This window comes from Micromonospora sp. WMMD987, assembly GCF_029581435.1.
GTDB lineage: Bacteria > Actinomycetota > Actinomycetes > Mycobacteriales > Micromonosporaceae > Micromonospora > Micromonospora rifamycinica.
Genome location: NZ_CP120861.1, coordinates 4,958,772 through 4,982,331 on the forward strand (window position 1 = coordinate 4,958,772; position 23,560 = coordinate 4,982,331).

The 23,560-nt window shown below is 73.1% G+C and carries 24 protein-coding genes; 10 read left to right on the forward strand and 14 right to left on the reverse strand.

Annotated elements, in window-relative coordinates:
- Nucleotides 1–63: 63 nt before the first annotated feature.
- Both O7612_RS20800 and O7612_RS20805 read right to left on the reverse strand, forming a co-directional pair.
- On the reverse strand, nt 64–549 hold the full coding sequence (locus tag O7612_RS20800; protein WP_282266725.1) for a YcxB family protein: 486 nt from the start codon (nt 547–549) through the stop codon (nt 64–66).
- A gap of 34 nt (nt 550–583) precedes the next feature.
- Nucleotides 584–1,018 (reverse strand): VOC family protein, encoded by a 435-nt coding sequence (locus O7612_RS20805; protein WP_282266727.1) that lies wholly within the window; start codon nt 1,016–1,018, stop codon nt 584–586.
- A 228-nt stretch (nt 1,019–1,246) separates the two neighbouring features.
- Between O7612_RS20805 and O7612_RS20810 the strand changes: the two genes are divergently transcribed.
- Nucleotides 1,247–4,114, forward strand: coding sequence for an aconitate hydratase (locus O7612_RS20810; protein WP_282266728.1), 2,868 nt, complete (start codon nt 1,247–1,249; stop codon nt 4,112–4,114).
- 99 nt (nt 4,115–4,213) lie between these two features.
- Here O7612_RS20810 and O7612_RS20815 read toward each other — a convergent pair whose 3' ends face one another.
- The 4 genes from O7612_RS20815 to O7612_RS20830 all read right to left on the reverse strand — a co-directional run bounded on the left by O7612_RS20815 (nt 4,214) and on the right by O7612_RS20830 (nt 8,380).
- Nucleotides 4,214–4,825 (reverse strand): ATP/GTP-binding protein, encoded by a 612-nt coding sequence (locus O7612_RS20815; RefSeq protein WP_282266729.1) that lies wholly within the window; start codon nt 4,823–4,825, stop codon nt 4,214–4,216.
- Nucleotides 4,806–5,192 (reverse strand): DUF742 domain-containing protein, encoded by a 387-nt coding sequence (locus O7612_RS20820; protein ID WP_282266730.1) that lies wholly within the window; start codon nt 5,190–5,192, stop codon nt 4,806–4,808. Before O7612_RS20820 ends, O7612_RS20815 begins: the two co-directional genes overlap by 20 nt.
- Nucleotides 5,193–5,197: 5 nt before the next feature.
- Complete coding sequence (locus O7612_RS20825) at nt 5,198–5,620, reverse strand: roadblock/LC7 domain-containing protein (RefSeq protein WP_282266731.1); 423 nt, start codon at nt 5,618–5,620, stop codon at nt 5,198–5,200.
- Nucleotides 5,621–5,698: 78 nt separating this feature from the next.
- Nucleotides 5,699–8,380, reverse strand: a complete 2,682-nt coding sequence (locus O7612_RS20830) for a nitrate- and nitrite sensing domain-containing protein (protein WP_282266732.1) — start codon at nt 8,378–8,380, stop codon at nt 5,699–5,701.
- Between the two features lie 217 nt (nt 8,381–8,597).
- On the opposite strand from O7612_RS20830, the gene O7612_RS20835 reads away from it, so the two are divergent.
- Entirely contained in the window at nt 8,598–8,852 is a 255-nt protein-coding gene (locus O7612_RS20835) for a DUF2630 family protein (RefSeq protein ID WP_282266734.1), read from the forward strand.
- A 46-nt stretch (nt 8,853–8,898) separates the two neighbouring features.
- Here the strand turns inward: O7612_RS20835 and O7612_RS20840 are convergent, their stop codons facing one another.
- Both O7612_RS20840 and O7612_RS20845 read right to left on the reverse strand, forming a co-directional pair.
- The gene (locus O7612_RS20840) at nt 8,899–9,822 is read right to left on the reverse strand and encodes an RIO1 family regulatory kinase/ATPase (RefSeq protein ID WP_282266736.1); all 924 of its coding nucleotides are present in this window, start codon (nt 9,820–9,822) and stop codon (nt 8,899–8,901) included.
- Nucleotides 9,823–9,978: 156 nt separating this feature from the next.
- On the reverse strand, nt 9,979–10,626 hold the full coding sequence (locus O7612_RS20845) for an HAD-IA family hydrolase (protein ID WP_067304316.1): 648 nt from the start codon (nt 10,624–10,626) through the stop codon (nt 9,979–9,981).
- Nucleotides 10,627–10,843: 217 nt separating this feature from the next.
- Between O7612_RS20845 and O7612_RS20850 the strand changes: the two genes are divergently transcribed.
- The 6 genes from O7612_RS20850 to mug all read left to right on the forward strand — a co-directional run bounded on the left by O7612_RS20850 (nt 10,844) and on the right by mug (nt 15,264).
- Nucleotides 10,844–11,416: a TetR/AcrR family transcriptional regulator gene (locus tag O7612_RS20850; protein WP_282266740.1), complete on the forward strand. Its 573-nt coding sequence runs from the start codon at nt 10,844–10,846 to the stop codon at nt 11,414–11,416.
- Between the two features lie 119 nt (nt 11,417–11,535).
- Nucleotides 11,536–12,474: a TIGR04222 domain-containing membrane protein gene (locus O7612_RS20855; protein ID WP_282266742.1), complete on the forward strand. Its 939-nt coding sequence runs from the start codon at nt 11,536–11,538 to the stop codon at nt 12,472–12,474.
- The gene (locus O7612_RS20860; RefSeq protein ID WP_282266744.1) at nt 12,471–13,289 is read left to right on the forward strand and encodes a DUF692 domain-containing protein; all 819 of its coding nucleotides are present in this window, start codon (nt 12,471–12,473) and stop codon (nt 13,287–13,289) included. The genes O7612_RS20855 and O7612_RS20860 overlap by 4 nt, the downstream gene beginning before the upstream one ends.
- The gene (locus O7612_RS20865; RefSeq protein WP_282266746.1) at nt 13,286–13,780 is read left to right on the forward strand and encodes a hypothetical protein; all 495 of its coding nucleotides are present in this window, start codon (nt 13,286–13,288) and stop codon (nt 13,778–13,780) included. Before O7612_RS20860 ends, O7612_RS20865 begins: the two co-directional genes overlap by 4 nt.
- A 33-nt stretch (nt 13,781–13,813) precedes the next feature.
- A complete protein-coding gene (locus O7612_RS20870) occupies nt 13,814–14,566 on the forward strand; it encodes an SDR family oxidoreductase (RefSeq protein WP_282266747.1) in 753 nt (250 codons plus the stop codon).
- 152 nt (nt 14,567–14,718) lie between these two features.
- Nucleotides 14,719–15,264: a G/U mismatch-specific DNA glycosylase gene (mug, locus tag O7612_RS20875; RefSeq protein WP_282273978.1), complete on the forward strand. Its 546-nt coding sequence runs from the start codon at nt 14,719–14,721 to the stop codon at nt 15,262–15,264.
- Between the two features lie 3 nt (nt 15,265–15,267).
- On the opposite strand, the gene O7612_RS20880 is transcribed toward mug, so the two are convergent.
- The 4 genes from O7612_RS20880 to O7612_RS20895 form a co-directional block, all read right to left on the reverse strand.
- Nucleotides 15,268–15,705: a hypothetical protein gene (locus O7612_RS20880; protein WP_282266748.1), complete on the reverse strand. Its 438-nt coding sequence runs from the start codon at nt 15,703–15,705 to the stop codon at nt 15,268–15,270.
- 233 nt (nt 15,706–15,938) lie between these two features.
- Nucleotides 15,939–17,921, reverse strand: coding sequence for an ABC transporter ATP-binding protein (locus tag O7612_RS20885; RefSeq protein WP_282273979.1), 1,983 nt, complete (start codon nt 17,919–17,921; stop codon nt 15,939–15,941).
- 143 nt (nt 17,922–18,064) lie between these two features.
- A complete protein-coding gene (locus O7612_RS20890) occupies nt 18,065–18,832 on the reverse strand; it encodes an enoyl-CoA hydratase/isomerase family protein (protein WP_282266750.1) in 768 nt (255 codons plus the stop codon).
- A gap of 43 nt (nt 18,833–18,875) precedes the next feature.
- Nucleotides 18,876–19,103: a helix-turn-helix domain-containing protein gene (locus O7612_RS20895; protein ID WP_007072022.1), complete on the reverse strand. Its 228-nt coding sequence runs from the start codon at nt 19,101–19,103 to the stop codon at nt 18,876–18,878.
- A 203-nt stretch (nt 19,104–19,306) separates the two neighbouring features.
- Here O7612_RS20895 and O7612_RS20900 point away from each other — a divergent pair, with 203 nt between their 5' ends.
- Nucleotides 19,307–19,915, forward strand: a complete 609-nt coding sequence (locus O7612_RS20900) for a cadmium resistance transporter (protein ID WP_282266752.1) — start codon at nt 19,307–19,309, stop codon at nt 19,913–19,915.
- Between the two features lie 60 nt (nt 19,916–19,975).
- Here O7612_RS20900 and O7612_RS20905 read toward each other — a convergent pair whose 3' ends face one another.
- The gene (locus tag O7612_RS20905; RefSeq protein ID WP_282266754.1) at nt 19,976–21,580 is read right to left on the reverse strand and encodes an ABC-F family ATP-binding cassette domain-containing protein; all 1,605 of its coding nucleotides are present in this window, start codon (nt 21,578–21,580) and stop codon (nt 19,976–19,978) included.
- Between the two features lie 243 nt (nt 21,581–21,823).
- Between O7612_RS20905 and O7612_RS20910 the strand changes: the two genes are divergently transcribed.
- Nucleotides 21,824–22,741, forward strand: a complete 918-nt coding sequence (locus O7612_RS20910; protein ID WP_282273980.1) for a neutral zinc metallopeptidase — start codon at nt 21,824–21,826, stop codon at nt 22,739–22,741.
- 81 nt (nt 22,742–22,822) lie between these two features.
- Here O7612_RS20910 and O7612_RS20915 read toward each other — a convergent pair whose 3' ends face one another.
- Nucleotides 22,823–23,536 (reverse strand): acVLRF1 family peptidyl-tRNA hydrolase, encoded by a 714-nt coding sequence (locus O7612_RS20915; protein WP_282273981.1) that lies wholly within the window; start codon nt 23,534–23,536, stop codon nt 22,823–22,825.
- Between the last annotated feature and the right edge of the window lie 24 nt (nt 23,537–23,560).

Sequence of the window (23,560 nt, forward strand, 5' to 3'; positions counted from 1 at the left end):
CCCTACCCGCGCCGGACCGGGTGGGGCAGCCGTCGGCCGGGTGCCGGCCGGCGACGGTACGGCTCAGCGGGGCTGGAGCAGACCGCGGGCGGCCATGAAGGCGCGCAGCGTCTCGGCGTCCCCGGCCGACATCAGCCAGCGGGGGATCACCGTCGCCGGCATCCGGCCGACGTACACGATCCAGAAGTCGCCGGCCTCCCGCACCTGGGCCACCCCGTCCCAGGCGATGCCGCCGGACTCCGAGCCGCTGCGCATCATGATGTTGTCGTCGGTGATGTCGTAGCCGCCCTCGACCGCGTAGTCGTCGGAGCGGCGGCGGGCCCGCCAGCGCACCCAGGGCGCGTAGAGCATCGACAGCAGCCCGCCCACGAGCAGCACCAGCCACAGCGACGAGAGCCGGCCGCCCCGGGAGACCAGCAGACCCGCCGCCCCGGCCGCCGCCAGCGCCGCGCCGATGAGGGTGAACCGGCGCAGCCGGACGCTGCTGAGCGCGGCGGCCACCCGGCCCGGGTAGGCGGGGTCGGCGGGGACGTCGAAACGGATGTGCACGGCGGAAACGATAGTGCGACGCGCTGCCGGGCGTTCAGTCGAGGCAGAACTCGTTGCCCTCGACGTCCTGCATCACCAGGCACGACTCGTTGAACCCGTCGGCGGTCAGCAGACGTACCCGGGTCGCGCCCAGGGCCAGCAGCCGGGCGCACTCGGCCTCCAGCGCGGCCACCCGCTGCTCGCCGACCAGCCCGGTGCCGACCCGCACGTCGAGGTGCAGCCGGTTCTTGGCCATCTTGCCCTCGGGCACCCGCTGGAAGAACAGACGGGGACCGACCCCCGTGGGGTCGACGCAGGCGAAGGCGGAGCCCTGCCGTTCCGGCGGCAGCGCACGGTCGAACGCGGTCCAGTCGGCGAACCCCGGCGGTGGTGGCGGCACGACGTACCCCAGCACCTCGCACCAGAAGCGGGCGACCCGCTCCGGGTCCGCGCAGTCGACGGTGACCTGGAACTGCCTGACCGGTGCCATCGCACGACCATAGCGTCCGCCGGCTGCGGCCCCGGCCGACGGTCGCGCGACCCACCGGACCGACCCCGGCGGTCGCCGCCCGTCCCGAACCCTGGCACCAGGTTGCGTCAATAGCAAGACGGACGTACGGTTTTGTTGAAGCCGACGAATCGGCGGTAAGTGTTACCTAACCTGGGCGACGTTCCGCCCGGTGCGACAGACTGCTCAGGACTACTCACGGTCGCTGGTGTGAAGGAGTACGACGTGGCGAGCCTCGACACCTTCGGTGCGAAGACCCAGCTACGCGTCGGAGACGCGAGCTACGAGATTTTCAGGATCGGCCAGGTGCCGGGGCACGACCGACTGCCCTACAGCTTGAAGATCCTGCTGGAGAACCTGCTGCGGACCGAGGACGGCGCGAACATCACCGCCGACCACATCTCCCAGCTCGGCGCGTGGGATCCCACCGCCGACCCGAGCGTGGAGATCCAGTTCACCCCGGCGCGGGTGCTGATGCAGGACTTCACCGGCGTACCGTGCGTGGTCGACCTGGCCACCATGCGCGAGGCGGTGCGCGAGCTGGGCGGCGACGCCACCAAGGTCAACCCGCTCGCCCCGGCCGAGCTGGTCATCGACCACTCGGTCATCGCCGACCTGTTCGGCCGCGAGGACGCCTTCGCCCGCAACGTCGAGCTGGAGTACGAACGCAACAGGGAGCGCTACCAGTTCCTGCGCTGGGGCCAGAGCGCGTTCAACGAGTTCAAGGTCGTCCCGCCCGGCACCGGCATCGTGCACCAGGTCAACATCGAGTACCTGGCCCGCACGATCATGGCGCGAAAGGGACCCGACGGGAGCCAGACAGCCTACCCGGACACCGTCGTCGGCACCGACTCGCACACCACCATGGTCAACGGTCTGGGCGTGCTGGGCTGGGGCGTCGGCGGCATCGAGGCCGAGGCCGCGATGCTCGGCCAGCCGGTCAGCATGCTGATCCCCCGGGTCGTCGGCTTCAAGCTGTCCGGCGAGATGCCGGCCGGCACCACCGCCACCGACCTGGTGCTCACCATCACCGAGATGCTGCGCAAGCACGGTGTGGTCGGCAAGTTCGTCGAGTTCTACGGCCCCGGCGTCAGCGCCGTGCCGCTGGCCAACCGGGCCACCATCGGCAACATGTCCCCCGAGTACGGCTCCACCGTCGCGATCTTCCCGATCGACGCCGAGACCGTCCGCTACCTGGAGCTGACCGGCCGGGACGCCGCCCAGGTGGCGCTGGTCGAGGCGTACGCCAAGGAGCAGGGCCTCTGGCACGACCCGGACCACGAGCCGGCGTACTCCGAGCGCCTGGAGCTGGACCTGGGCACCATCGAGCCGTCCCTGGCCGGGCCGAAGCGGCCGCAGGACCGGGTGCCGCTCGGGGCCGCCAAGACGCTGTTCCGCTCGGCGCTGACCGACTACGTCGCCGACGACTCCGCCGGTGAGCGCGACCTCAAGCCCGGCGTGGCCCGCGAGCAGCTCCCCCGGGGCGCGAACGGCCCCGCCGACGAGGCCAGCGCTGAGTCGTTCCCGGCCAGCGACCCGCCCGCCAACGACTTCAGCGACCCGGCCGACGAGCCGCGCGACCTGGAGACCGCCGCCGTCGGTGCCGGCGGCCGGGCCAGCAACCCGGTCCGGGTCACCGGCAGCGACGGGGTGGAGTACGAGCTGGACCACGGCGCGGTGGTGATCGCGGCGATCACCTCCTGCACCAACACCTCCAACCCGCAGGTGATGATCGGGGCCGCGCTGCTGGCCCGCAACGCCGTCGACAAGGGCCTGAGCCGCAAGCCGTGGGTCAAGACCACCCTGGCCCCCGGTTCCAAGGTCGTCATGGACTACTACGAGCGCGCCGGGCTCACCCCCTACCTGGACAAGCTCGGCTTCAACCTGGTCGGCTACGGCTGCACCACCTGCATCGGCAACTCGGGCCCGCTGCCGGAGGAGGTCTCCGCCGCGGTCAACGACAACGACCTGGCCGTCGTGTCGGTGCTGTCCGGCAACCGGAACTTCGAGGGCCGGATCAACCCGGACGTCAAGATGAACTACCTGGCGTCCCCGCCGCTGGTGGTGGCGTACGCGCTGGCCGGCACGATGGACATCGACCTGGCCAACGAGCCGCTCGGCGAGGACACCGAGGGCAACCCGGTGTTCCTGCGCGACATCTGGCCCAACACCGCCGAGATCCAGGACGTCATCGCCGCCGCGATCGGCGCGACCGGGTTCAGCGCCGCGTACGCCGACGTGTTCGCCGGCGACGAGCGCTGGCAGTCGCTGCCCACCCCGACCGGCGACACCTTCGCCTGGGCGGACGACTCCACCTACGTCCGCAAGCCCCCGTACTTCGAGGGCATGGCGAAGGACCCGCAGCCGGTCCGGGACATCGCCGGTGCCCGGGTGCTGGCCAAGCTGGGCGACTCGGTGACCACCGACCACATCTCCCCGGCCGGCGCGATCAAGGCCGACTCCCCCGCCGGCCGGTACCTCGCCGAGCACGACGTGCCGCGCCACGAGTTCAACTCGTACGGCTCCCGTCGCGGCAACCACGAGGTGATGATCCGGGGCACCTTCGCCAACATCCGACTGCGCAACCAGCTCGTCCCGGGTGTGGAGGGCGGCTTCACGGTCAACCACCTGACCGGCGAGCAGACCACCATCTACGACGCCTCCACCGCCTACCAGGCCGCCGACGTGCCGCTGGTCATCCTGGCCGGCAAGGAGTACGGCTCCGGCTCGTCGCGGGACTGGGCGGCCAAGGGCACCATGCTGCTGGGCGTCAGGGCGGTCATCGCCGAGTCGTACGAGCGGATCCACCGGTCCAACCTGATCGGCATGGGCGTGCTGCCGTTGCAGTTCCCTGTGGACACCACCGCCGAGTCGCTCGGTCTCACCGGCACGGAGACCTTCTCCGTCACCGGGGTGACCGCGCTCAACGACGGCGACACCCCGCGTACGGTGCGGGTCAGCACCGACACCGGCGTGGAGTTCGACGCCGTGGTCCGGATCGACACCCCCGGTGAGGCGGACTACTACCGGCACGGCGGCATCCTGCAGTACGTGCTGCGCCGCATGATCGCGAGCTGATCCACGGGCAGCGAAACGGGCCTCTCCCACCGGGAGAGGCCCGTTTCGCCTACGACGGCCGGCCGGGTCCGGTCAGCGGCCGCCGGACGAATCCGCCGCTCAGCGGCCGCCGGCCGGGCGGCGTCGGGAGTCCCGGGTCTTCATGGCGTGCTCCAGCAGGGTGATCAGCACGTCCCGGCCGGACTCCCGCAGCCGGGCGTCGCAGAGCAGCAGCGGCACCTCCGGGTCCAGGTCCAGCGCGGTGCGCACCTCGTCGAGGCCGAACCGCCGGGCGCCCTCGAAACAGTTCACCGCCACCACGAACGGGGTGCCCCGCCCCTCGAAGTAGTCGATCGACGGGAAGCAGTCGGCCAGCCGCCGGGTGTCGGCCAGCACCACCGCGCCGAGCGCGCCCACCGCCAACTCGTCCCAGAGGAACCAGAAGCGGTCCTGCCCCGGGGTGCCGAAGACGTAGAGCACCAGGTCGTCGCTGATGGTGATCCGGCCGAAGTCCATCGCCACCGTGGTGGTGCTCTTGCGTTCCACTCCGGACAGGTCGTCGACGCCGATGCCGGTCTCGGTCAGCACCTCCTCGGTACGCAGTGGACGGCTCTCGCTCACCGCGCCGACCAGTGTCGTCTTGCCCGCCCCGAACCCGCCCGCCACCAGAACCTTGAGCGCGGTGGGCAGCACCCGCGCCCCCGCCGGACGTTCAGAGTGCCCGTAGTCCATTGATCACCGCCTCGTAGATACTCTCGTCCTTCACACCGGACGGCTCCCGGGGCTCCTGTACCCGGACCAGGTCCCGCGCCACCAGGTCACCGAGGAGCACCCGGACGGTGCCCACCGGCAGGTCCAGCCGGGCGGCCACCTCGGCCACCGACTGGATGCGCTGGGTCAGCGCCACTATCGCCACGTGCTCGGGCCCCAGCCCGCCCTCTTCGGCGACGGTCGTCCGGGTCGCCGTGACCAGGGAGATCAGGTCGAACGAGCCGGTCACCGGGCGGGCCCGACCCCGGGTCACCGCGTACGGGCGCACCACCGGACCCGCGTGCTCGTCGACCCACCGCTCGTCCCCGGTGTCGCCCTCACCCGCCATCGCGGTCAGTTCCCGCCGGAGGGCTGGTCGACACCCCGGGCCGGGGACGCCACGTACTTGCCCACCCGGGCCACCAGCATCGCCATCTCGTACGCGATCAGGCCGACGTCGGCGTCCGTGCCGGCCAGCACCGCCAAACACGCGTTCGGGCCGGCCGCGGTGACGAACAGGAACGAGGACTCCATCTCGATGATGGTCTGCTGGACCTGCCCGCCGCCGAACCGCTTGCCGGCGCCCCGGGCCAGGCTCTGGATGCCGGCGGCCATCGCGGCGAGGTGTTCCCCGTCGTCCCGACCCATGCCCTGGGAGGCGGCCATCAGCAGGCCGTCGGTGGAGAGCGCGACAGCGTGCTCGGCCTGCTTCACCCGGCCGACCAGATCGTCCAGCAACCACGTCAGGTCGGCACCGGATGCCGTCGTCTGCCCCACTCGTCGTCCTCTTCCCCGGCGGTTCCGCCGTGCTCGGTTGTCGTACCCGTCGGCGGCGTCGCATGGGCCGCGACGCCGTCAGGTCGTCGGGTCGTCTCCGTCGTCCGACCGGTCGCCGGCGCGACTGCCCTCCAGCAGCCGGGCCGCGTCGGTCCGCCCCCGCCGGGTGCCCGACTGGTAGGCGCTCATCATCTGGCGCACCTGCTCGGGTGCCCGCCGGACCGCACCGCCGGCCCCGGCCTCCCCGCTGGTCGGGAGCGTCCGCAGCTCGGGGGCCAGGTTGGCCTGTCGCACCCGCACCGGCAGACCGGCGTCGGTCACCGACCCCTCCACAGTAGGCGACGGCGGACGGTCACCGTCGTCCACCGTCTGCCCCTCGGGGGTCGTCTGGTCGGCCGGGACCGGCCCGGCCGACCGGTTCGGAAGCGGGACCGTGGCGTCAGCGTCCGGCCCGTCCACGGGCTGCCCGGGCGCGGCACCACCGTCGGTCGACGGACCGGAGGCGGCACCACCGTCGGTCGACGGACCGGAGGCGGCACCACCGTCGGTCGACGGACCGGGCGCGGCACCGTCGCGGGTGGGCGCCCCGTCGTCGGTGGGCGGTGGTGGGTCCGTGACCGGGCCGTCCGGGGCGTGCGGGCGGGGACGGGTCACCGGTAGGCCGGTCGGGACGGTCGGCGCGTGCAGGGCGTCCTGCGACACCCGCCGCTTGCGGGACCGGGTCGGCAGACCGGCCGGGCTCAGCACCCCCGACGGCGGTGCCGCCGCCGGAGCCACCGGCGGCGCGGCGGGTGCGGAGACCGGATCGGGGGCGGCCGGCGGGGGCTCGGGGACGGCCGGACGGCCGGTGACGACCGGCAGCGCACCGGACGGGCTCGGGTCCGCCGGCACGACCAGCTCCGCCGGGATCAGCACCACGGCGGTGGTGCCCCCGTAGGCCGACTCCTTGAGCTGCACCCTGACCCCGTGCCGCTCGGTCAGGCGGCTCACCACGTACAACCCGAGCCGGGCGGCATCGGCCAGGTTCAGCTCGGACCGGTCCACGATACGACGGTTGGCGGCGACCAGTTCCTCCCCGGTCAGGCCCAGGCCCCGGTCCTCGATCTCGATGACGTACCCGGCGGTCACCAACCGGCCCCGCACCTCGACGGTGGTCTGCGGCGGCGAGAAGGACAGCCCGTTCTCGATCAGCTCGGCGAGCAGGTGGATCACGTCGCCGACCGCCCGGCCGGCGAGCGCGACCGGCCCGAGCGGCAGCACGTCCACCCGGGTGTAGTCCTCGACCTCGGCGACCGCGCCCCGCACCACGTCCACCATGGGCACGTTGCGCCGCCAGGCCCGGCCCGGGGTGGCCCCGGAGAGCACGATCAGGTTCTCCGCGTTGCGCCGCATCCGGGTGGCCAGGTGGTCGACCCGGAACAGGTCCTCCAGCTCCTCCGCGTCGTGTTCCCGCCGCTCCATCGCGTCGAGCAGGGTGAGCTGGCGGTGCACCAGCGCCTGGGTCCGCCGGGCCAGGCTGAGGAACACCGCCCGGACGTTGCGGCGCAGCTCGGCCTGTTCCACCGCGGTGCGTACCGCGGTCTCCTGGACGGCGTTGAAGGCCCGGCCGAGCTGGCCGATCTCGTCGTCGCCGAAGTCCAGCGGTGGGGCCTCCCGGGCCACGTCGACGTCCTCGCCACGGCCGAGCCGGTCCACCACGCCGGGCAGCCGTTCGTGGGCCAGCCGCAGCGCGGCGTCCCGCAGCCGGGCGAGTTGGCGGACCAGGTGCCGGGCGGTGCTGATCGACACCACGATGGAGGCGATCACGGCGATCAGGCCCAGGCCGGCGGCGAGCACCAGCCGGACGATGACACCGACCGCGACCGGGGTGGCCCGGTCGATGAGCGCGTCGCCGACGGTCACCGCGAAGTCCACCTGGGCCTGCATCGCCGGCCCGACGGTCGACTGCCACTCCTCGGTGGTCGTCGGCAGGGCGGTTCCCGACCGGGACTGCTGGATCACCCGGTCCTCCAGCACCCGGAACCGGGCCACCGCGTCCGAGCCGGCGAGCTGGTCGTAGCGGACCCGGTCGGCCGGCGACAGCTCGGCGGCCGCCTCCGCGGTCTGGTAGCGCTGGGCACCGACCAGCTGGGCGAAGCGGGCGTACTCGTCACCGGTCATCCGGCCCGCCGCGAGCACGCCGGTGATCAGGGCATCCTGTTGGGAGATCAGCTCCCGCACCTGGTAGAGGTCGACCAGGGTCTCGCTCTCCGCGGCGATCCGCGCGTCGTCGAGCTGACCGAGCGACCCGTACATCCGTAGCACCGCGGCGAGGATCGCGGTGTACGCGTCGGACGCCTCGGCCCGGTTCACCCCGGCGTCGCGGACCGACTCGCGTACCCCGGTCAGGCCACTCAGGCCGGTCAGCACCTCGTCCACCCGACGCCGGGTGTCCTCACCGGTGGCCAGTTCCGCCTGCCAGCTACCCACCGAGGTGCCGAAGTCGTCGGCCACCTGGTCGGTGCGCTGCCACTGGGTGGTCAACGCGTCGAGTTGCCGCTGGCCGCGCTCGCCCAGGTAGGCGTTGGCGAGCCGACGCTCGTCCTGGAGCGCGGTGAGCAGCGACTCCCCCGGGTCGGCCACCCGGCTGTTGAGGGTCTGGACCCAGAGCAGGTTGAAGCCGTCCCGGACGGTGACCCAGGCGGCGAAGGACCAGAGCGCGACGAGCGAGGTGAGCAGGGCGACGATTTTGGTACGCAGACGCGTGCTGCCGGAACCCATCACACCGCCCCCGGGCCGGACCGTGGCCGCCGGACGCCCGACGCGTCACGGCACACCTGAACCCGGCGCACGCTAGCAGCCGGTACCACCATCGCTCAAGCTCAGCTGATCATGGCGACAGGGCCGGGTGACGCAGGTCCGACGGTGGTGGTGAGGCCCGTGGCCGGTGCCGGCCGACCCCGAACACGGGCGTAGCCGCCCCCGCTGTGCCAGGCTCATGCACATGGACGACAAGACCATCCTGCACCGGATCTCGGAACTGGTCGACGAGGAGCACCGGCTCCGGTCGACCGCCCAGGCCCACGAGTCCGGCACCGACGACGAGGCCAGGGAACGACTGCGTGCGCTGGAGGAGTCGCTGGACCAGTGCTGGGACCTGCTGCGTCGCCGCCGGGCGGCCCGCGAGGCCCACGGCGACCCGGAGGCCCAGGGTGCCCGACCGGTGTCGGAGGTGGAGCGCTACCTCCAGTGAGCACCGGTGCCGCCCCGGACGGTGGGTCGTCCGGGGCGGCACCCGGTCAGCGCACCCCCGCCTCGCGTAGCAGCATCGCGGTCAGCTCGGCCGGGTCGGTGTCGACGGCGGGCAGCCCCCGGGCGGTGAACCAGGTGGCCACCACCCGGACGTCCCGGGCCAGGAACTCCGGCCCCTGCGGGTTGGCCACCACGTCGACCACCTGCGGCAGGTCGATCACGACGAGCTGCCCCGAGCGCACCAGCAGGTTGTACGGCGACAGGTCGCCGTGGGCGTAACCGGCGCGGGCCAGCACCACCAGGGCGTCGACGAGCTGTGCCCAGAGTGAGCGCAGTTGCGCCAGGTCGGGCCGTTCCTGGGCCAGCCGGGGTGCGGCGGTCCCCTCGTCGGGGTCGCCGACGAACTCCAGCATCAGCTCGGTGCCGAGCAGCTGCACCGGGTACGGCACGGCGATCCGCCCGGATGCGGCACCGATCTCCCAGAGCCGGGACAGCGCGGAGAACTCGGCCGCGGCCCACTGGCCGGCGATCAACTGCCGGCCGAACGCGGTCCGACCGGCCATCGCCCGGTTCTCCCGGGACCGGCGTACCCGGCGTCCCTCCAGGTAACCGGCGTCGCGGTGGAAGAGCCGGTGCTGGGCGTCCCGGTACCGCTTGACGGCCAGCAGGCAGGACCGGTCGGTGTCGGGCACCGCCCGGCGGACGAGGTGGACGTCCGCCTCCTTGCCGGTCTTGAGCACACCGAGGTCGGTGTCCCGGGCGGCCAGCTCGGTGACCAGCCACGGCGGGTGGGGTTCGGGTCCGTGGACGGCCTCGCCCCAGGAGGACCACTGGTCCGCCGGATCGGGTTCGTCGTCGGGGGCGGTACGGGCCGGCTGGCGGCCGTACGTCAGGAAGGGTGTCTCGTCGTCGTCGAAGCGGCTCTTGCCGCGGCCACGGCGCTGCGGCGCCGGGAGGTCGTGGTCACGCACGGTGCTGGTGATCCCTTGGTCGAGGCTGATGGAGGCAGGTGGTACGACCCTGCGAAGACGGTCATGACCGACCTCCTCTCCTCGACCGGGCACCGCCCGGTCACGCGCGTCCGTGTGGCCCCATGCTGGCGGATCCCCCCGACCGGCACCACCGATTTATCCGCCGGCCAGCACGACCGAGACCGCCGCGATCAACGAGTCGACGGTACGGGTCGGGGCGAACCGGGTGTCGGTCCAGCTCCGCCCGCGGTGCAGCCAGACGCTGGGCAGACCGACCGCGGCGGCCCCGCCGATGTCCGCCTCCGGGCTGTCCCCCACCACCCACGCCCCGCGCAGCGGCAGCCGGGCACGTTGGGCGGCCAGCGCGAAGATCCGCGGGTTGGGCTTGCTGACCCCGGCCTCCTCGGAGATCACCCAGTCGGCGACGTAGCGGTCCAGGCCGGTCTGCCGGATCTTGGCGTCCTCCAGCCGGACCGACCCGTTGGTGACCACCACCGGTAACCACCCGGCGTCGTCGGCGATCCGCAGCGCGCAGGCGACCAGCGGGTCCAGCCGGGTGTATCCGACCACCCCGTCGTACAGCTCCTCGACCAGGTCGATGGAGGGGATGCGCAGCGCGTACCGGTCCCGGATGGCGTCGGCGATGTCCCACCGGTCGGTCAGGCCGTCGGCGTCGATGGACAGCAGCCAGTCGATGTCGGTCGCCGGCGCACCGATCTCGGCCAGGAAACCCTCGGCCCAGGCGCGGAACGGCCCGGCCCGGTCGAGCAGGGTGTTGTCCAGGTCGAGCAGGAGCAACGGCACTGAGGCACCTTACGGGAGAGGGGACGGCCGCCGACAGGGCCGAGCTACCCGCCGACGACCGTCGGGCAGCAGGCGGCGGGCGGGTAAGGGGAGGTGACCGGGGCTGTCGGCATCGGCCGATCCTAACCGGACGGGCGTCCTGCAGCCGGGGCGACGGGCAAATAGCAAGCCGTACGTACGGTTTGCCTCGCGGAGGGTCACCTGCGACGATCGACCCGTGCCCAGAGTAAGTCAGGACCAGCTCGACGCCCGCCGGCAGGAGATCCTCGGCGCGGCTCGGGCCTGTTTCGCCCGGCACGGCTACGAGGGGGCCACCGTGCGCCGGCTGGAGGAGGCCACCGGGCTGTCCCGGGGGGCCATCTTCCACCACTTCCGTGACAAGGACTCCCTCTTCCTCGCCGTGGCCGAGGACGACGCCGCCGCGATGGTCTCCACGGTCGCCCGCAACGGCCTGGTCCAGGTGATGCGGGACCTGCTGGCCCGCGCGGTCTCCCCGGACACCACCGGCTGGCTGGGCAGTCAACTGGAGGTCTCCCGCCGGCTGCGCACCGACCCCGCCTTCGCCCGGCGCTGGGCGGAGCGCTCCGCCGCCATCGCCGAGGCCACCCGGGACCGGCTGGTCCGGCAGCGCGAGGCCGGGGTGCTCCGCGAGGACATCGACATCGACGTACTGGCCCAGTTCCTGGAGCTGGCGTACGACGGTCTGGTGCTGCACCTGGCCATGGGGCGGCCCGCCGGTGACCTCGGGCCCGTGCTGGACCTGGTCGAGGAGGCCGTCCGGCGGCACTGACCCGGCCGCGTGGACGGGACCGGGTCTCGGCTCGGTAACTCGCCCACCGCCCCCGTGCCGGCGTGGCGGGGCTGCCCCACAATGGGGCCGCGATCCCCCTCGCGCGACAGGAGCAGCCGATGAACAACTTCGCCGCGCCGGGCGACACCTGGGGCATCCCCGGCCCGCTCTTCCTCAAGCTCTACCTGATGGTGGCCGTCGTCGCCGTGGTCGGCACGCTGCTGCACCGCCGCCGGACCACCGCCGGTCCCCCCGACGCCACCGGCACCGACCAGCTCGGACCCCAGCAGGTCGCCTACCTCAACGGCGGTGACCAGCTCGCCGTCTGGGCGGCCCTGGGCGGCCTGCGCGCGGCCGGCGCGATCGACGTACGGTCGGACCGCCGGTTGATCGCCGCCGGACCGACCCCCACCGGTGTCACCCCGCTCGACCACGCGATCCGGCACGCCGCCCGCCGGCCGGTCGCCGCCGGGAAGCTGGTGCGGGATCCCGGCGTGGCCCGCGCCCTGGAAGAACTGCGTCGCGGGCTGGAACAACACGGCCTGCTGATCGACGCCGACGGGGTCCGGGCACTGCGTCGAGGGCGCAACCTGCTCCTGGTGCTCCTGGCCCTGGGGGTGGTGCGGCTGGTCGCCGGCCTGGTCAACGGACGGCCCGTCGGCTGGCTGCTGCTCGCCCTGGCCGGGCTCGGCGTGGCGTTCGCCCTGCTGGCCCGGACGCCCCGCCGGACCAGGACGGCCAACGTCGCGCTGCGTCAGCTGCGCAGCAGCAGCCACCACCTCTCCCCCGACACCTCCCCCGCCTACGCGACCTACGGCGCGGCCGGCGCGGCGATGGGGGTGGCCCTGTTCGGCACCGCCTCCCTCTACGCGCTCGACCCCGGCTTCGCCGCGCAGGCGGCCATCCAGCGGCAGGCGTTGAACGCCGGCAGCGGCAGCAGCTACTCGGGTTCCTCGGGCACCTCGTGCGGCGGCAGCACCTCGTCCTGTAGCGGCGGCTCGTCCTCCTCCTGCGGCGGTGGCGGCGGCGGGTGCGGGGGCGGCGGGTGCGGCGGATGACCGGCCCGCACGGGGTGGGCATCGGCTGGCGGCCGGAGATCGCGGGTTTCGTCGCCGGGCTACCCGGGCTGCGCTTCGTCGAGGTGGTGGCGGAGTCGGTCGCCCCGGCCGGTCCGCTCCCGCCGGGTCTGGCCGCGCTCCGGGAGGCCGGCGTCACCGTCGTACCGCACGGGGTGCGGCTCTCCCTCGGCGGTGCGGAACCGGTCGACCCGGCCCGGGTGACGCACCTGGCCCGGGTGGCCGAGCTGGTCGACGCGCCTCTGGTCAGCGAGCACATCGCCTTCGTCCGGGCCGGCGGCCTGGAGGCCGGGCACCTGCTGCCGCTGCCGCGCACCCGGGAGGCGGTGGCGGCGGTGGTGGCCAACGTCCGGCGGGCGCAGGCGGAGCTGCCGGTGCCGCTGGCGTTGGAGCCGATCGCCGCGCTGTTCGACTGGCCCGACGACGAGCTGGACGAGGCCGACTTCCTCACCGAGATCCTCGACGCCACCGGGGCGGGGCTCCTGCTCGACGTGGCCAACGTCTACGCCAACGCCCGCAACCGGGGTGAGGATCCACGGCTCCTGCTCGACCGGCTGCCGGTGGAACGGATCTCCTACCTGCACGTGGCCGGCGGGGCGGAACGCGACGGGCTCTACCACGACACCCACACCGATCCGGTGCCCGAAGAGGTGTTGGCGCTGGTCGGCGCGCTCTGCGCCGGTCGTCGGCCACCCCCGCTGCTGCTGGAACGCGACGGCCACTACCCGCCCGCCGCCACCCTGCGGGCGGAACTGGACGCCCTCGCCGCCGTCTCCGGCCACCCGGTCGTCACATGACCGGGCCCCGCCCGGCCGCACCGGCCCCCGCGCGCGGTGCCACCGGGCCGACCGGGCTGGCCGCCCGGCAGGCCGCGCTGGTCGCGGCCCTGGTCGCGGGTGCCCCGGTGCCGGCCGGCTTCGCCACCGACCGGGTCGACGCCGCCCGGGCGGCCCTGCTGCGCAAGCGGGCCGGCGAGGTCGCCCGGCACTGGCCGCTGCTCGCCGCCGGCCTCGGCGACGCCTGGTGGGCCACCTTCCGCGACTGGGCGGCCGACCGACCCACCGCCGGTTCGCTACGCGACGGCTGGGACCTCGCCCGCGAGCTGCGGGACCGGGCGGCACTTCCCCCGCTCGGCGCGGAGGAACTGGTCGTCCGGGAGGCCGCCCACCGCTACGACGGTCGGCGGCCGCCCCGGCACCGCCGGTTGCCGGCGTTCGCCCGCGTCGGTGACGCCGTCGCCCTCCAGCTCGCCGGTCGGGTACGCCTGCTGCGTCCGGCCCGCCACTGACCCCACCGGCCCGGATACGGCAGGATCGCGGGTATGGATCTCGAACTGACCGGCCGGGTCTACGTGGTGACCGGCGCGTCCCGGGGGCTCGGCTTCGCAACCGCACGGTGCCTGGTCGACGACGGGGCGAGGGTGGTCCTGTCGGCCCGGACGCCGGAGCGGGTCGCCGAGGCGGTCGACCGGCTGGGTGGACCCGACCACGCGATCGGCCTGGTCGCCGACCTGGCCGACCCGGATGCCCCCGACCGGCTGGTGGCCGCCGCGCACGGGCACTTCGGCCGGCTCGACGGTGCGCTCGTCTCGGTCGGCGGGCCGCCCCCGGGCACCGCCGCGCAGGTCAGCGACGCGCAGTGGCGGGAGTCCTTCGAGACGGTCTTCCTGGGCACGGTGCGCACCGCCCGGACGGTGGCCGCCGCGCTCACCGACGGCGGCGCGATCGGCCTGGTGCTGTCCACCTCGGTCCGGTCGCCGATCACCGGCCTCGGCATCTCCAACGGTCTGCGGCCCGGCCTGGCCGGGGTGGCCAAGGACCTGGCCGACGAGTACGGCCCGTACGGCGTCCGGGTGCTGGGTCTGCTGCCGGGGCGGTTCCTGACCGACCGCAGCCGGGAACTGCTCGGCGACGACGAGGCGGCCCGGTCCCGGGTGGAGGCCGGCATCCCGCTGCGCCGCATCGGCGACCCGGCCGAGTTCGGCCGGGTCGCCGCCTTCCTGCTCTCCCCCGCCGCCGGCTACGTCACCGGGGTCAGCGTGCCGGTCGACGGCGGCGCCCTGCGCAGCCTGTGACCCCGGCCCGCAGCGCCCCCGAGCCGACCGACCCCACCCCACACCCGACCGGCAGCGCCCCCGAGCCGACCGACCCCACCCCCGCCGGTGGGTTCGGGGGTGCGGTCGGCCGTGCCCGCGAGCCGGTCGCCTGGCGACCGGACCGGGCGGCGTTGGCCGCGGCGGCGGACCGGACCATCCCGGACGTGCTCGGCCCGGGGCTGACCGTGCTCTTCGTCGGGATCAACCCCGGCCTCTGGTCGGCGGCGACCGGGTGGCATTTCGCCCGGCCCGGCAACCGCTTCTGGCCGGCCCTGCACCGGGGCGGCTTCACCCCGCGCCAGCTGCATCCGAGCGAACAGGACACGCTGCCCGGGTACGGGCTGGGCATCACCAACATGGTGGCGCGGGCCAGCGCGCGGGCGGACGAGCTGACCCCGGCGGAGCTGGTGGCCGGGGCGCGGACGCTGACCGACAAGGTGGCCCGCTACCGACCGGCCTGGGTGGCGGTGGTCGGGGTGACCGCCTACCGCATCGGGTTCGCCCGGCCGAAGGCCGGCTTCGGCCCGCAGCCGGAACCGTTGGCCGGCGCGCGGCTGTGGGTGCTGCCCAACCCGAGCGGTCTGAACGCCCACTTCACCCCGCGGACGCTGGGGGCCGCCTTCGGTGAGCTACGCGCGGCCGTCACCGGCCAGCCGCCCCCGGCCGCCGCCGGCTGACGGTCAGAAGTACACCGTCCTGGACTTCGTGTAGGTGGTGTACTGGTTGCCCGGGTAGAAGGTGGATCCGGAGACGGTGATCTGCGCATTGGCGAATCCGTAGCTGGAGACCAGGTCGCCGCTGAAGGTCTCGCAGTTCTGGTAGTAGACGGTGTGGCTGACGGAGGCCGATCCACCCTGAATGGTCACCCGGGAACTCGGGTACGTGCTCTGTCCGCACAGTGTCACCGAGTAGCTCGCCTGGGCGCTTCCCCCTGTTCCCGTCACGGTGCCGGTGGCGGTGCCGAGGGACTGGGTGTTGTTGTACCCGCCGGTGACCGAGACGGTGAACGGGGCCGTGGCCGCCTGGGCGCTGGCCATCGGGAGCACGGCCACGGCGGCCACACCGGCGGTGGCCGCGGCCAGCAGACGGACGAAGCGGGAAGAACGGACGTGCGGCATGCCTCACTCCAGACATAAAGAGGGAAATACGCTATCGACCGGCGGTCGACGACCCACCAATCGTAAGACAATCGCCACTCGAAAGCACGCTCGAAATTGAATTCCATCAATAGCAGAACAATGTGTGGTACTGCAATCTCCTACCTCAATGTCACCATTTACACGACACCTCGGGAACGGACGACCCGACGGCCGGGGCCACGGCGGCCAGGCGGTTAGTTGGCCACAGCCGGCTAGTTGGCCACGGCCGGGGGCAGCGGTTCCTGGGCGACGTAGGTGCCCATCGGCACGGTGGTGACGATCGGCTCGGGCTGATCCGGCTCCCCGTACGGGGCCGGCGAGTCGGCGACGGCGAACTGGGTGCGGTACAGCTCGGCGTAGAGTCCGCCCACCGCGACCAGTTCCTCGTGCCGGCCCCGCTCGACGATCCGCCCGTCGTCGAGCACGAGGATCTGGTCGGCGTCCCGGACGGTGGAGAGCCGGTGCGCGATCACCAGCGCGGTACGCCCGGTCAACGCCACGGACAGGGCGCGCTGCACCGCCGCCTCACTCTCCGAGTCGAGGTGCGCGGTGGCCTCGTCGAGGATCACGATCGACGGGGCCTTGAGCAGCAGCCTGGCGATGGCGATGCGCTGCTTCTCGCCGCCGGAGAACCGGTACCCGCGCTCGCCGACCGTCGTCTCCAGCCCGTCGGGCAGGGACCGCACCAGGTCGGCCACCTGCGCGCCGGCCAACGCCGTCCAGATCTCGTCGTCGGTGGCGTCCGGCTTGGCGTACCGCAGGTTCTCGGCGATCGTCTCGTGGAACAGGTGGGAGTCCTGGGTGACCACGCCGATCTCGTCGCGCAGCGAGGCGAGGGTGGCGTCCCGCACGTCGACCCCGCCGACCCGCACCTCGCCGTCGGTGACGTCGTAGATCCGGGAGACCAACATGGACAGGGTGGACTTGCCCGCACCGGAGGGCCCCACCAGGGCCACCATCTGCCCCGGTTCGACGCTGAACGAGACGCCCCTGAGCACCGGCTCGTTGGCCGTCCGGTCGAGGGTGGCGACCTCCTCCAGGGAGGCCAGCGAGACGTCGGCGGCGGCCGGATAGCGGAACCGGACGTCACGGAACTCCACCCGCCCGGCCCCCCGGGGCACCGGCACCGCGTCGGGCTTCTCCTCGATGCCGGGGCGCAGGTCGAGCACCTCGAAGACCCGGTCGAAGGAGACCAGCGCGCTCATCACGTCCACCCGGACGTTGGACAGCGCGGTCAGCGGACCGTAGAGGCGGGTGAGCAGCAGGGCGAGGGTGACGACGGTGCCGGCGCTGACCGCGCCGGTGACCGCCAGCCAGCCGCCGAGCCCGTAGGTGAGCGCCTGGGCCAGCGAGGCGACCAGCAGCATCGCCACGAAGAAGGTACGGGAGTACATCGCCGACTGGATGCCGATGTCGCGGACCCGCTCGGCCCGCCCGGCGAACCGGTCGGCCTCCACCTCGGGCGAGCCGAACAGCTTGACCAGCAGCGCGCCGGCCACCCCGAACCGCTCGGTCATCGTGGCGTTCATCTTGGCGTCGAGGTCGTACGACTCCCGGGTGATCTCGGCCAGCCGCTTGCCGACCCGTCGCGCCGGAATCACGAAGATCGGCAGGAGCACCAGCGAGAGGGCGGTGATCTGCCAGGAGAGGGTGAACATCACCCCGGCGGTGAGCACGAGCTGGATGACGTTGCTGACCACCCCGGACAGGGTGGAGGTGAACGCCCGCTGGGCGCCCATCACGTCGTTGTTGAGCCGGCTGACCAGCGCACCGGTCTGGGTCCGGGTGAAGAACTGCAACGGCATCCGCTGCACGTGGTCGTAGACCCTGGTGCGCAGGTCCAGGATGATCCCCTCACCGATGCGGGCCGAGTACCACCGCTGGGCGAGGGAGAAGAGCGCGTCGGCCACGGCCAGCGCGCCGATGATCAGGGCGAACCGGACGACGGTGGCACCGGCCTCCGGGCCGCCCCCGCTGATCGCGTTGATCACGTGGCCGGCCAGCACCGGGGTGGCCACCCCGATCACGGCGGCGATCACCACGGTCACCAGGAAGACGACGATGTCCCGCCGGTACGGGTGCGCGAAGGCCGTGATCCGCCGGGCGGTGCCGCGCTTGAGCCGGTGCGCGGAGACCTCGTCGTCCTGGCGGATCGACCGGAGCATGCTCCAGCCCGCCATGTTGCCGCCCGCCATCGGGTTGGACATCGGACACCTCCGCGTCGTGGGCGGCACACGCCGTCGGGACTGATTCTCCCGACGACTACGACAACCTCGACGGTCACCCGGTGCTTCCCGAGCGGCGCCGCCTGGTCGCCCCGGCCCGCGAGCGGCGCCGCCTAGTCGCCCCGGCCCGCGAGGTCGCGCAACCGGCGGGTCTGCGCCTCGCGCTCGGCCCGCTGCTGATCGGCGTGGGAACGGCCGGCGGCCCCGGCGAGCAGCGCCTTGATCTCCACCACCGCGTCCCGGTTCCCGGCGAGCAGGCCGGCGGTCAGGTCCCGTACCGCGTCGTCCAGCTCGGCGTTCGGCACCACCAGACTGGCCAGCCCGATCCGGTCGGCCTCTGCGGCGTCCATCCGCCGGCCGGTGGCGCACAGCTCCAGGGCGCGGGCGTAGCCGACCAGCTCGACCAGCCGTTTCGTACCGGCCAGGTCGGGGACCAGGCCGAGGGTCACCTCGGCCATCGAGAAGTGGGCGTCCTCGGCGAGCACCCGCAGGTCGCAGGCGAGCGCGAGCTGGAAGCCCGCGCCGATGGCGTGACCCTGCACGGCCGCCACCGAGATCACGTCCGGTCGGTGCAGCCAGGTGAAACCCTGCTGGTAGCCGGCGATGCGGTCGGCGCACTCCTGCTCGGGCAGGGTGGACAGCTCGGCGAACGAACCCGGCCCCTGGGCACCGGCCACCGACAGGTCGAGGCCGGCGGAGAACGACCGCCCCTCGCCGCGTACCACCACGACACGCACGTCGCCGGGCAGGTCGCGGGAGAAGTCACTCATCGCGCGCCACATCGCCGGGGTCTGGGCGTTGAGCACGTCGGGCCGGCACAACGTCACCGTCGCGACCGGCCCGGCACAGTGCAGTCGCACCCCGGCGGTCTCGACGGTCACCGGACCGCCCCGGGTGCACTCATGGACGACGCTGGTGGGCGGGTCACGCCTTCTTGCGACGTCGGGCACCGCCGCGCTGACGCAGCTGCACGCCGGACTCGGTGAGCACGCGGTGGATGAACCCGTAGGATCGCCCGGTGGACGCGGCGAGCGCACGGATGCTCTCCCCACCGGTGTACCGCTTTACCAGGTCCTTGGCGAGCGTCTGACGCTCGGCTCCGACGATCCGGCGACCTTTCTCAGTGCTGGTGGCTGTGCCAGTGGCTGCCATGCTGATTCCTCACGTCCCAGACTGTGCGCTTCGGATACGGTCATACCTATTAGACCGCCTCGAACGATCATGCGCCAGATATCAACTCTTCGCCAACCGACACGCTATGTATTGTCGCCAACCCGATAGAGTGACCCTCCGGACGGTCGTCGACCCACCCCGCCCCGTGTCGACCCGGGTGGACGGCCCGTAACCTGCCCGTCGTGACCGACCTGTGGGGCACCGTGAGCGCGGCGACGGCCGTCTTCGCCGCCACCAACCTCGACGACATCGTGGTGCTGACCGTACTCTTCGTGGCCGCCCGCGGCACCGGGCGACCCCGCCGGTGGCAGATCGTCACCGGTCAGTACCTGGGCATCACCGCCCTCGTCGCGGCGGCCGTGGTGGTCGCCGCCGGGCTGCTGGTGGTTCCCGACCCCTGGACCGGCCTGCTCGGGCTGCTGCCGATCGCGCTCGGCGTCCGGGCGCTGCGCCGCCGCCCCCGCGCCGACGAGGACCCGCCACCGCCGGTGGTCGGCGGCCTGCTCGGGATCGCCGGGGTGACCGTCGCCAACGGCGCCGACAACATCGCCGTCTACGTCCCGGTGTTCCGCACCCTCGACCCGGGCGCCGGGGCTGTCTACCTGGTGGTCTTCGCCGCTCTGGTCGGCGTCTGGTGCGGGGTCGCCACCCTGCTCGGCGGGCACCGACGGGTGGTCGGGCTGGTCGGACGGATCGACCACTGGCTGGTCCCGGCGATCTTCGTCGCCATCGGCCTGGTGATCCTGATCGGCTCGGGCGTCCCCGGCCGGCTGGTCGACCTGGCCGGGTGACCGTGGCACCCGGCCGGCTGGCCTGATCCGCGCCGGCCGACCGTGGCACCCCGGCGCGGATCAGGCCAGCTCGACCAGTTCCAGCAGGTCGTCGCTCCAGGCGTCCTCGTCGCCGTCGGGGAGCAGGATCGCCCGGTCGGGCTTGAGGGCGAGCACCGCACCCGGGTCGTGGGTGACCAGCACGATCGCGCCGGGGTAGTTGGCGATGGCGTCGAGCACCTGCTCGCGGCTGACCGGGTCGAGGTTGTTCGTCGGCTCGTCGAGCAGCAGCACGTTGGCGCCGGAACAGACCAGGGTCGACAGCGCGAGGCGGGTCTTCTCGCCACCGGAGAGCACCCCGGCGGGCTTGTTCACGTCCTCTCCGGAGAACAGGAAGGCACCGAGGATCTTGCGCAGGTCGGTGTCGGACTGCTCGATCGCCGCCGCCCGCATGTTCTCCAGCACCGTCCGCTCCACGTCCAGCGTCTCGTGCTCCTGGGCGTAGTAGCCCAACCGCAGGCCGTGCCCGGCGTGCACCTCGCCGGTGTCCGGTGGGAGCAGCCCGCCGAGCATCCGCAACAGGGTGGTCTTGCCGGCGCCGTTGAGCCCGAGGATGGCCACCCGGGAGCCCCGGTCCACCGCGACGTTCACGTCGGTGAAGATCTCCAGCGAGCCGTACGACTTGGACAGGCCGGTCGCGGTCAGCGGGGTCTTGCCGCACGGCGCGGGGTTGGGGAAGCGGACCTTCGCCACCTTGTCGGAGACGCGTACCTCCTCCAGGCCCGCGATCAGCTTCTCGGCCCGGCGGGCCATGTTCTGCGCCGCCACGGTCTTGGTGGCCTTGGCCCGCATCTTGTCGGCCTGCGCCATCAGCGCGCCGGCCTTCTTCTCGGCGTTGGCCCGCTCCCGGCGACGCCGCCGCTCGTCGGTCTCCCGGGCCTCCTGGTACGCCTTCCAGCCCAGGTTGTAGACGTCGACCACGGACCGGGTGGCGTCGAGGAACCAGACCTTGTTGACCACCGACTCCAGCAGCGAGCCGTCGTGGGAGATCACGATCAGCCCGCCCTTGTGGTTGGCGAGGAAGCCGCGCAGCCAGGTGATGGAGTCGGCGTCGAGGTGGTTGGTGGGCTCGTCGAGCAGCAGGATGCCACCACCGTTCTCACCGGCGTCCCGGAACAGGATCCGGGCCAGTTCGATGCGGCGGCGCTGACCGCCGGAGAGGGTGCCGATGGTCTGGGCGAGCGCCCGGTCGGGTAGCCCCAGATTGGCGCAGATCCGGGCCGCCTCGGCCTCGGCGGCGTACCCGCCCAACGAGGCGAACTGGTCCTCCAGCGCGCCGTAGCGGCGGACGAGCTTGTCGTCGACGCCCTCGGCGAGCCGCTGCTCGATCTCCTTCATCTGGGCCATCAGCACGTCCAGCCCCCGGGCGGAGAGCACCCGGTCCCGCCCGGTGACCTCCAGGTCGCCGGTACGGGGGTCCTGGGGCAGGTAGCCGATGGCGCTGCGCCGGTCGATCTCCCCGCTGTACGGCTGCCCCTCGCCGGCCAGCACCTTGAGGGTGGTGGTCTTACCCGCGCCGTTGCGGCCGACCAGTCCGATCCGGTCACCGGGCTGTACCCGCAGGGTGGTGTCGGACAGTAGGATCCGGGAACCAGCACGCAGTTCCAGGCCGGTGACACTGATCATTTCCGGTACTCGCTCTCGGGGTCTGAAGGGCTGACTCAGGGCACGCGAAAGCGCCGGCGGGTCCATGGTTCCCGTCGGCGCGGGGCGATTCAGCCTTCGCAGCGCAGCACCCGACCAGTGTACCGGGCGGCCCGGCGCGCACCGCCCGGATTACCGGGCAAGATCATCGGGTACCGGAAACGCCGTCCGGACCCGTCCGGTACCACAGCCCTCAGACGTGACGAATCGGTGATCGGGGTCAACATGGAGCTGAACGAGAACGCGCGGATCGACACCAGCCAGGTGGACGACCGGCGGGGGTCCGGCGGGGGCGGCGGGGCGGGCATCCCGATCCCCCTGCCGGGCGGCGGTGGGCGCGGCGGCATCGTCGGGCTCATCATCGCCGTGCTGGTGGCCCTGGTGGGGGGCGGGTTCGGGCTGAACGCCATGAACGGTGGCGGCGCCGAGTCGGGCGACAACACGGCGCTGGAGCAGAAGTGCGCGGCCGACGACGCGCTGAAGCAGCTCGACTGCCGCAACACCCTGTACGTCAACTCGATCCAGGCGTACTGGCGCACCGCGCTGCCGGAGCGGTTCGGTCAGCAGTACCAGCCGTCCAAGACGGTCTTCTTCAGCCAGGGCGTCAGCACCGGCTGCGGCCAGGCCGACTCCGGCGTCGGGCCGTTCTACTGCCCCGCCGACGACCAGGTCTACATCGACCTGACCTTCTACCGGACCCTCGCCGACCAGCTCGGCGCCCAGGGCGAGTTCGCCCAGCCGTACGTGCTCGCCCACGAGTACGGCCACCACGTGCAGGACCTGCTCGGCACCGAGGCGCAGATGCGCCGTCAGCAGCAACGTGACCCGGGCAGCGCGAACGCCCTCTCGGTCAAGCTGGAGCTCCAGGCCGACTGCTACGCCGGCGCCTGGGCCAAGAACGCCACCGGGACCGCCGACGAGCAGGGACAGAAGATCTTCAAGAGCATCACCGAGCAGGACATCGCGCAGGCGATCGACACCGCCGAGAAGATCGGCGACGACGCCATCTCCAAGCGGGCCGACCGGCCGGTGAACCCGGAGGAGTTCACGCACGGCTCCTCCGAGCAGCGCAAGCAGTGGTTCACCAAGGGCTACACCAGCGGTGACCCGAAGACCTGCGACACCTTCGGCGGCAGCCTCTGACCGGCACCCCACCGGCAGCCCCGCGGCGGTCGGCCGGGTTCGCGCCCGCCGGCCGCCGCCGTCGTCGTCGTCCGACCGGTCTCAGGCCGGATCGCGGAGCAGGACGTGGACCGCGCGGGCGGCGGTGACCGCGCCGACCAGCACCGTGTGCCGTGGCTCGGGCACGTCGAGCAGCCGCGCGGCACGCCGGGCGGCGAGCGGGGCCAGCCGCCGGTCGGCCAGCACCGTGTCGACGGCCCGCCGGTCGCCACCGCAGACCAGCGTCGCCAACGTCGCCGCCTCCGGCAGCAGCAGCCGTACGGCCAGCTCGGCCGCGTCACCCAGGGCCGCCTTCGCCTGGTTGTCCCGCCGCCGGGCGAACCGCTGCTGGGACCAGCCCCCGGCGGCGGTCCGGCCCTGCACGTAACGGGTGTCCACCTTGGAGGTCAGCAGCTTCCCGCCGACCGCCACGCCGACCGCCACCGCGCCCTTGCGGGCCAGCAGCAGCCCGATCCGGCGTGGCGCGGTGGCCGCGTCGACGAACCCTGGCAGGTCCGCGACCTGTCGGGACGCGCGGCCGGCCGCCACCGCCGCGTCGTGCCCCCGTGCGGGTTCCCCGCGAGCGCCGCCGTCAGCGCCCGGCGGGAGGTGCAGCTCGGCGGTCGTGCCGTCTCCGGCGGTGAGCAGCAGCCCGTACGCCTGCGGGGACACGACGGGCGGACCGTGCCGGTCGGCGAAGCCCTCGACCCAGCGGGCGACGCGGGCCGGATCGACCTCGATCCACCGGCCGCCACCGGCTGCGGGTCGGCTGCTCACCACCCGACCGTACGGCACGGCGGC

Bases quoted from the DNA above. Each gene is read 5' to 3' on its own strand.
- O7612_RS20895 (WP_007072022.1), bottom strand. From the start codon at position 19,103: ATGGCAGCCACTGGCACAGCCACCAGCACTGAGAAAGGTCGCCGGATC.
- O7612_RS20835 (WP_282266734.1), top strand. From the start codon at position 8,598: ATGCACATGGACGACAAGACCATCCTGCACCGGATCTCGGAACTGGTC.
- O7612_RS20805 (WP_282266727.1), bottom strand. From the start codon at position 1,018: ATGGCACCGGTCAGGCAGTTCCAGGTCACCGTCGACTGCGCGGACCCG.
- O7612_RS20860 (WP_282266744.1), top strand. From the start codon at position 12,471: ATGACCGGCCCGCACGGGGTGGGCATCGGCTGGCGGCCGGAGATCGCG.
- O7612_RS20905 (WP_282266754.1), bottom strand. From the start codon at position 21,580: ATGATCAGTGTCACCGGCCTGGAACTGCGTGCTGGTTCCCGGATCCTA.
- O7612_RS20855 (WP_282266742.1), top strand. From the start codon at position 11,536: ATGAACAACTTCGCCGCGCCGGGCGACACCTGGGGCATCCCCGGCCCG.
- O7612_RS20830 (WP_282266732.1), bottom strand. From the start codon at position 8,380: ATGGGTTCCGGCAGCACGCGTCTGCGTACCAAAATCGTCGCCCTGCTC.
- O7612_RS20820 (WP_282266730.1), bottom strand. From the start codon at position 5,192: ATGGCGGGTGAGGGCGACACCGGGGACGAGCGGTGGGTCGACGAGCAC.
- O7612_RS20910 (WP_282273980.1), top strand. From the start codon at position 21,824: ATGGAGCTGAACGAGAACGCGCGGATCGACACCAGCCAGGTGGACGAC.
- O7612_RS20865 (WP_282266746.1), top strand. From the start codon at position 13,286: ATGACCGGGCCCCGCCCGGCCGCACCGGCCCCCGCGCGCGGTGCCACC.
- O7612_RS20880 (WP_282266748.1), bottom strand. From the start codon at position 15,705: ATGCCGCACGTCCGTTCTTCCCGCTTCGTCCGTCTGCTGGCCGCGGCC.
- O7612_RS20870 (WP_282266747.1), top strand. From the start codon at position 13,814: ATGGATCTCGAACTGACCGGCCGGGTCTACGTGGTGACCGGCGCGTCC.
- O7612_RS20885 (WP_282273979.1), bottom strand. From the start codon at position 17,921: ATGGCGGGCGGCAACATGGCGGGCTGGAGCATGCTCCGGTCGATCCGC.
- O7612_RS20815 (WP_282266729.1), bottom strand. From the start codon at position 4,825: ATGGACTACGGGCACTCTGAACGTCCGGCGGGGGCGCGGGTGCTGCCC.